Source organism: Microbacterium sp. (assembly GCF_051953575.1).
Classification (GTDB): Bacteria; Actinomycetota; Actinomycetes; order Actinomycetales; family Microbacteriaceae; genus Microbacterium.
In genome coordinates this window covers 1-7,150 of record NZ_JBQCIP010000060.1, presented here as the reverse complement: position 1 = coordinate 7,150, position 7,150 = coordinate 1, and the positions used below count along the sequence as shown (strand labels likewise).

Here is a 7,150-nt window from a genome sequence, read left to right as displayed (position 1 = left end):
CCGCAGTGGCGGGGACGGACAGCGCCAGCACGCCGGCGACTGTGAGGATTCGACGGTACAAGGGGGTGACCTTCTTTCTCCGTGCGGAAGTGCTGCGCCACTTCGTCGGGGCGCAGCAGGCTCAAACGTAACTCTCAGGTGTCGCACAGTAAATAACGACTCGGTGAGAAACGGCGGCCCTCCGCCGAGTACCCTGGGCAAGTGGCCCCCCGAACCCGACTTTCGACGAGCGTTCTGCTCACCTGCGCGGCGATCGGCGTCGCCACGGGTGCCCTGCAGGCCGGCGCCGGGGCGCTGAGCGCACCCGTCTCGGCGACCGCGCCCATCCTTTACGGACTCGTCCTCGGGGTGCACGTGCTACCGGGCGTGGTGGCGCAGGAGCTGCTGCGCCGGCCGTGGGTCGCGCTCATCACTCACCTCATCGCGGCGCTGGTGGCGAGCGCCGTCGTGCCGCTGTGGATCGGGCGCTACATCGGCACCGCGCTGCTCATCGGCGGCCTGCAGGAGCTCATCGCGGCGACGTCGCGCTACCGCCGCTGGGACGCGTGGCGCTTCTTCCTGTCGGCGGTGATCGTCGGCGCGGTCATCGCCGCGGCGATCTGGTTCGCGGCCGACGTGACACGGTTCCCCGTGTGGGGCCAGATCGTCTACGTCGCGCTGTTCGTCGTCGGCCCCGTCGCGTGGACGGCCGTGGGCCTCGCGATCGGCCGCGCCCTGCGCCGTGCCGGCATCGCCCGTCGCAGCCAGGGCTGAGCGTGCGCCCGGCGATTGGCGGGCAACCGGACGGCGGGTAAGTTAGGGAAGGCTAAGTTAGCTTCGACGATCGGATGCCCGTGCCCTCTGCCGTGCCGCTGCTGCGGGTGCGCGAGCTGGGCGTGACCCACGACGGCGAACGCACGCCGGCGCCGGCCTCGGTGTCGTTCGACCTCGCCCCGGGCGAGGTCGTGCTGCTGCTCGGGCCGAGCGGGTCAGGCAAGTCGACGCTGACCCTGGCGCTCAACGGCCTGCTGCCGCAGTCGGTTCCTGCGACCGTCACCGGCACCGTCGAGGTCGAGGGGTTCGACACGCAGACCACGCCTGTCGCCGAGCTGAGCACGCGGGTGGGCATGGTCTTCCAGGACCCCGACGCGCAGCTCGTGACCGGCACCCTGCTCGACGAGGTGGCGTTCGGGCCCGAGAACCTGCGGATGCCGGTGGCCGAGGTGCTCTCCCGCGCCGAGGCGGCCCTGCGCCGCGTCGGGCTCTGGGAGCGCCGCGCCGAGAACCCCGACCGTCTGTCGGGCGGCGGGCGTCAGCGCCTGGCCATCGCCTGTGCGCTCGCGATGGGCTCGCCGCTGCTCGTGCTCGACGAACCGACCGCCAACCTCGACCCCGCCGGCATCGAGGACGTCTACGCGGCCCTCGCCGAACTCGTCGCCGCGGGCGACCGAGCGATCCTGCTCGTGGAGCACAACCTCGACGCCGCCGTCGGCTTCGTGGACCGCGTCGTGGTGCTCGACCACGACGGCCGTCTCGCCTTCGACGGCAGCGTCGACGACGTGCTGCGCGGTCACGCCGCCGACCTGCACGACATGGGCGTGTGGCTGCCGGTGTCGGCGCTCGCGGCTCTGCGGCTGCGGCGCGCGGGCTTCGCGCTCGACCCACTGCCGCTGACCCCCGACGAGCTGCACGCCGCCCTGGAGGCCGAGCCCGGGCCCACGGATCCGGCCGGGGCGCCGGCATCCGCAATTCGGACCGTCGCACCCATCTCGGATGCCGGCGACCCGCTGATCGCCGTTCGCGGCCTCAGCCTCCGCCGCGGCCGCACCGACGTGCTGCACGACATCGACCTCGACGTGCCGCGAGGGGCGTTCGTCGCCGTCGTGGGAGCCAATGGCGCGGGCAAGACGTCGCTCATCCAGGCATTGGCCGGGGTCGTCACCCCGCCGAAGGGCACGGTGCGCGTCGACGGGCTGGATGTCGCGCGCGCCGACGCGCGGACGCTCAGCGCACGCATCGGATTCGTGTTCCAGAACCCCGAGCACCAGTTCATCGCGCACACCGTGTTCGACGAGATCGCCCACGGGCTGCGGCTGCAGCACCTTCCCGACGACGAGGTGCGCGCTCGCACCGAGGCGCTGCTCGCCCGCTTCGGGCTGACCGACAAGGCGGCGAGCCACCCGTTCCTGCTGTCGGGCGGGCAGAAGCGTCGCCTGTCGGTGGGCACGGCGCTCGTCGCCGGGGCGCCGGTGCTCGTGCTCGACGAGCCGACCTTCGGCCAGGACCGCGCCCGCGCAGACGAACTGCTGTCGCTGCTGTCGGAGCTCAACGCCGAGGGCACCACGATCGTCGTCGTCACACACGACATGCAGCTGGTCACCGACCACGCGGACCGCACCGTCGTGCTCGCGGACGGGCGCGTGCTCGCCGACGGGCCGACCGCCGCCGTGTTCGCCGACGACGACCTCATCCGGCGCGCCGGACTGCGTCCCCCACCGCTGCGGCGCGCGCTGCGCGGCATGGAGCGGCATCCCGGCCTCGCGCGCGTCACGCGGCTCGCCGATCTTCCCGGCGGTGCCGGATGAGCGACGCGGGACCCATCACCGCGGCCACGGCGGTGCACAGCCCGGTGGATCCGTACGCGGGCCGGGCGGCGGCATCCCCTCTCCGCTTCCTGTACGCGCTGAATCCGCTGGCCAAGCTCGCGGCGCCGCTGCCGGCGATGGCGATGCTGGTGTTCGTGAGGGATGCCGCCACCCCGGCCGCGTTCCTGCTGCTGGCCTACGCGGTGCTGCTGGTGGGAGTGAACTTCACCCGGCGTCTCGCGGCGGTGCTGCTGCTGGCGGTGCCGCTCGGCGCCCTCGTCATCGGGTTCGGGTTCGCGCTGTGGACCGACCCCGCACACGTGGATCAGACGGTCGTCGTCTGGCGGATCGGCGGCTGGACGCTGTACGGCGGGGCGCTCGCGGTCGGCTTCGCGACGGGTCTGCGGCTGGCCTCGATCGTCGCCCTCACGCTCATCGCCGGGCTGTCGACCACCGGTCCCGACCTCGTGCGCGCGAGTGTGCAGCAGCTGCGAGTGCCCTACCGGATCGGGTACACGGCGCTGGCGGCCTTCCGCTTCGTCCCCCGGTTCGGGTACGAGCTCGACGTGATCCGCCAGGCGCACCGTGTACGAGGCGCCCACGGCGGGCGCGGCCCGTTCGCCGCCGTCGCGCGCTGGTTCGGCTACATCGTGCCGTTGCTGGCCGGGGCGATCCGGCACGCCGAGCGGGTGGCGCTCGCCATGGACGCGCGCGCCTTCGGCGCGCACCCCGACCGCACCGAGCGGCATCTGGTGCCGTGGCGCGTGCGCGACACCGTGTTCGTCGCGGCGTTCTGGGTCGTCTCGGCGGCGCTGCTCGTCGTGTTCTTCGCGTGGGGTCTCGCCTGACGCGTTCCAGCCCGCCGGGCGACTGAACCGACTGAGCAGGATGCCGCCCCCGGGTCCCCGCGAGGGCGGGGCGGCGGCATCCGTCGGGCGGATCAGGCGTCGATCAGGGCGGCGCGCGCCCGGGCGAGCGCAGCCGGAGCCGCTCCCGCGTGGGCGAGCGCGGCCAGCGCGGCACCGACCAGGGGCGGTGCCGAGAGTCGCGAGATCCGCGCGTGCGGCGCGACCTCGCCGACGCCGGCGGCGATGCGGTCGTCCAGGCGCGCATGCCCTGCCGAGAGGATGCTGCCGCCGAGCACGACGGGGATGCCGCGATCGGCGAAGCCCAGGCGCGTGACGATCGCGCGCACATAGGCCACGATCTCGTCCGCCTGCCGGTCCACCAGCATGCCGGCGACGGCATCGCCGGCGGCCGCCGCCTCGAAGATCGCCGGTGTGACGCCGATCAGGTCGCTGTAGGCACGCCGCTCGAAGTGCAGCTCCTCGATGAGTGCCGGAATGGATGCCGCGCCCAGGCGCTCCAGCAGCAGCGTTGTGAGCGTCGTGGCGGGGCCGCGGCCGTCGACGTCTCGCGCGGCGTGCCAGAGCGCCTCGGGCCCGAGGCCCGAACCGCCGCCCCAGTCACCGGACAACGTGCCGAGCGACGGGAAGCGCACGGTCTCGCCGTCGGCGCGGACGCCCACGGCGTTCACGCCGCTGCCGCACACCACCGCCACCGCGTCGGGCTCCTCGGTGCCGGCCCGCAGCAGGGCGAACAGGTCGTTGTCGACCACGACGTTGCGCGACGCCCACGGGAACGGCGCCACCGCGTCGCGGTACTGTGCGATCTCGACGGGGAGGTCCAGACCGGACAGATACAGATTCACCTGCGCGACGGGCGCCTCTCCGGCGACCCCGCGCACCAGGTCGTCGACCACGTCGACCGACGCGGCGAGGCCCTCGAAGTGCGGGCTGCTGCCCGGGCCGCGACGGCGACCGACGACCGTCCCGTCGAGCGTGAGGGCGACGGCATCCGTCTTCGTCCCGCCGCCGTCCACGCCGACGGCGAGGCCCGCGGTCACGACGCCCACGGCAGGAATCTCCCGTTCGCGGCCAGCAGCAGGTCCGTGAGCTTCTCGGCACGATCGTGCTGCAGCACCAGCGGGTGCGCGCGCATCGCGCGCAGCACCCGATCACGGCCTCCGTGCACCGCGGCGTCGAGAGCCAGTCGCTCGTAACCGGCGACCGCGGCGACGAGGCCACGGATGTCGTCGTCCAGCGGCGCGACCGGGTCGGCGACGAAACGCCCGTCGCGGAACGTCGCGGGCACCTCGATCACATGATCGTCGGGCAGGAACGGCAGCGTCCCGTCGTTGCGGAGGTTCACCACGCGCGAGGGCGCGTCGGCGTCGCGCATCGCGGCGAGCAGCTCGACGGCGGCCTCGGAGTAGAACGCGCCGCCGCGGCGCTCCAGCGCCTCGGGCTTCTCGTCCACGGCCGGGTCGGCATACAGGGCGAGAAGCTCGTTCTCGATCGCCCGCACCGCCTCCGCCCGCGACGGCTCGGCGAGCTGCTCGGCCAGCACCTCGTCGTGCGCGTAGTAGTACCGCAGGTAATAGGAAGGCACCACCCCGAGGCCCGTCAGCAGCTCCGGGGCGAGGTGGACGTCGCCGGCGAGATCCGCGAGGCCGTCGGTGAGCAGACCGGGGAGCCGGTCCACCCCGTCCACCGTCACCGACCGCTCCCACGTGAGGTGGTTCAACCCCACATGACCCAGCGACACCCGGGCGGGGTCCACGCCGAACATCCCGGCGAAGCGCCGCTGGAGCCCGATCGCGACGTTGCACAGGCCGACCGCCCGGTGCCCCTCCGACAGCAGCGCGCGCGTGACGATCCCGACCGGGTTCGTGAAGTCCACGATCCACGCGTCCGGCTTCGCGTGCTCCCGCACCGCGTCGGCGATGCGCAGCACCACCGGCACCGTCCGGAGCGCCTTGGCGAGGCCGCCGGGGCCGGTCGTCTCCTGCCCGATGCAGTGCACCTCGTGCGGCCACGTCTCGTCCGAGTGCCGGGCGTCCTGCCCGCCGACCCGCAGCTGCATCAGCACTGCGTCGGCGTCGGCCACCCCCGCGACCAGATCGGTCGTCGTCAGCACCGTCGCCGGGTGTCCCGCGCGTGACAGCATCCGCCGCGCCATCCCGCCCACCAGCGCCAGCCGCGATTCGTCCGGGTCCACCAGCGCGATCTCATCCAACGGCAGCACTTCGCGCATCCGCGCTAACCCGTCGATGAGCTCCGGCGTATACGTCGACCCGCCCCCTACGATCGCGAGCTTCATCGGTTCCTCCTCTAGATCCCGTTCGACGGGGTGTGTGTTTCAGCGCGGCACGCCGGTCAGGCGGCCGCGATCGCCTCTTCGAGGCGGGTGCGGATGTGGTCGGTCAGCAGGCTGCGCGCGCCGCGCAGGATGGAGTGCGTCGGCACACCGCTGGTGCGCACCACGAGCACCCGCCGCGTGCGGCGCTCCTCGGGTCGTTCCCGGTCCAGGCGCTCCTGCACGAGCTCGGCGAGCTCCGTGCCGCCGGCGATGCCGGTCTGCCCGCCCAGCACCACGAGGCCGGGATCGAGCAGCGCCTCGATGAGCCTCACGGCCACCGACACGCGGTCGGCGAGGGCAGCGAGGAGTTCCGGATGCCCCGGCAGACGCGTCAGCGCGGCCTCGACGGTCTCGCCGGCGTCGCCGCCGAGCAGCGGGATCACGCCCTGCGGGCCGAGTAGGTCGGTGAAGTCGTTCGCCTCGGGGGCGAATGCGAGCGCCGCGCGCGGCACCGACAGGTAGCCGATCTCACCGGCACTGCCGGAGGCGCCGCGCTGCACGATCCCGGCGACGTCCACGCCGACGCCGACGCCCCAGCCCATCCAGAGGTAGGCGAAGCTCTCGGCCTCGGCGGCGGCGCCGTGGTTGCGCTCCGCGATGGTGGCCAGATTGACGTCGTTCTCGAGGAACACCGTCGTCCGCGTCGCATCCTCGATGCGCGCCCGGGCGCCGGCCAGCGGCCAGCCGGGGAGGGTGTCGGTCAGGCTGACCTCGTCGGCATCCGCGTCGACGGCCGCCTGCACGCCCACGACGACGACGCTCACCGATTCCCTGGGGACGCCCGCCGCCCGGCACGCCGCATCGATGGCCGCCGTCACATCGGCCTCCGGCGACCGCTCGAGACCGTCGACGGGCAGGACGACGATGGGATGCTCCGCGTCGGTCGGATCGGTCACGACGGCCTCGATGGCGTCGGCGAGGATGCTAACGGCGACACCGGTCATGCTGTCTTGACGCACGCCGTAGACGATCGCGTTCGGCCCCCGGGATTCGGAGGTCTCGCCCATCGCCTGGATCAGTCCGACGCGCTCGAGGCGCTGGATCATCTGACCGGCGGTCGGCTTCGACAGGCCCGACAGCTTGCCGAGCCGTGAACGGCTCAGCGGTCCGTGCTCGAGGAGGAGGCGGAACGCGGTGCGGTCGTTGTGGGCTCGCAGCCAGGTCGGGGTTCCGGGATCGATGGTGGTCACGCGTTCTCCTTCGTCACGGCGGCGCGCACTTCGTCGCGCAGCATACCGATCCGGTCGGGGTCGGGTGCGGCGCCGAGGAGGGTGCGGGTGTAGTCGTGCTGGGGGTGCAGGATGACCTGGTCGGCGGGGCCGCGTTCGACGATGTCGCCGTGGTACATCACGAGGATCTCGTCGGAGAAGTGGCGGGCGGTGGCC

7 protein-coding genes are annotated in these 7,150 nt (G+C 73.1%); 3 read left to right on the top strand and 4 right to left on the bottom strand.

The features are described 5' to 3' along the window. Positions 1-201: 201 nt before the first annotated feature. From ACTHNQ_RS04375 to ACTHNQ_RS04365, 3 genes are all read left to right on the top strand, one after another. Entirely contained in the window at positions 202-753 is a 552-nt protein-coding gene (locus ACTHNQ_RS04375; protein WP_440331424.1) for an ECF transporter S component, read from the top strand. 74 nt (positions 754-827) lie between these two features. After that, positions 828-2,564 carry an ABC transporter ATP-binding protein gene (locus ACTHNQ_RS04370; protein WP_440331422.1) on the top strand — a complete coding sequence of 579 codons (1,737 nt, stop codon included), beginning with the start codon at positions 828-830 and terminating at the stop codon, positions 2,562-2,564. Beyond that, complete coding sequence (locus ACTHNQ_RS04365) at positions 2,561-3,412, top strand: energy-coupling factor transporter transmembrane component T (RefSeq protein ID WP_440331421.1); 852 nt, start codon at positions 2,561-2,563, stop codon at positions 3,410-3,412. The genes ACTHNQ_RS04370 and ACTHNQ_RS04365 overlap by 4 nt, the downstream gene beginning before the upstream one ends. A gap of 92 nt (positions 3,413-3,504) precedes the next feature. On the opposite strand, the gene ACTHNQ_RS04360 is transcribed toward ACTHNQ_RS04365, so the two are convergent. The 4 genes from ACTHNQ_RS04360 to ACTHNQ_RS04345 all read right to left on the bottom strand — a co-directional run. Next, on the bottom strand, positions 3,505-4,479 hold the full coding sequence (locus ACTHNQ_RS04360; protein ID WP_440331419.1) for an N-acetylglucosamine kinase: 975 nt from the start codon (positions 4,477-4,479) through the stop codon (positions 3,505-3,507). Further along, a complete protein-coding gene (locus tag ACTHNQ_RS04355; RefSeq protein WP_440331417.1) occupies positions 4,467-5,726 on the bottom strand; it encodes a 6-phospho-beta-glucosidase in 1,260 nt (419 codons plus the stop codon). The genes ACTHNQ_RS04360 and ACTHNQ_RS04355 overlap by 13 nt, the downstream gene beginning before the upstream one ends. 56 nt (positions 5,727-5,782) lie before the next feature. Then, positions 5,783-6,955, bottom strand: coding sequence for an ROK family protein (locus ACTHNQ_RS04350; RefSeq protein ID WP_440331415.1), 1,173 nt, complete (start codon positions 6,953-6,955; stop codon positions 5,783-5,785). Next, on the bottom strand, positions 6,952-7,150 hold a 199-nt coding region (locus tag ACTHNQ_RS04345), incomplete at its 5' end, for an ABC transporter ATP-binding protein (protein ID WP_440331413.1). The genes ACTHNQ_RS04345 and ACTHNQ_RS04350, both read right to left, overlap by 4 nt.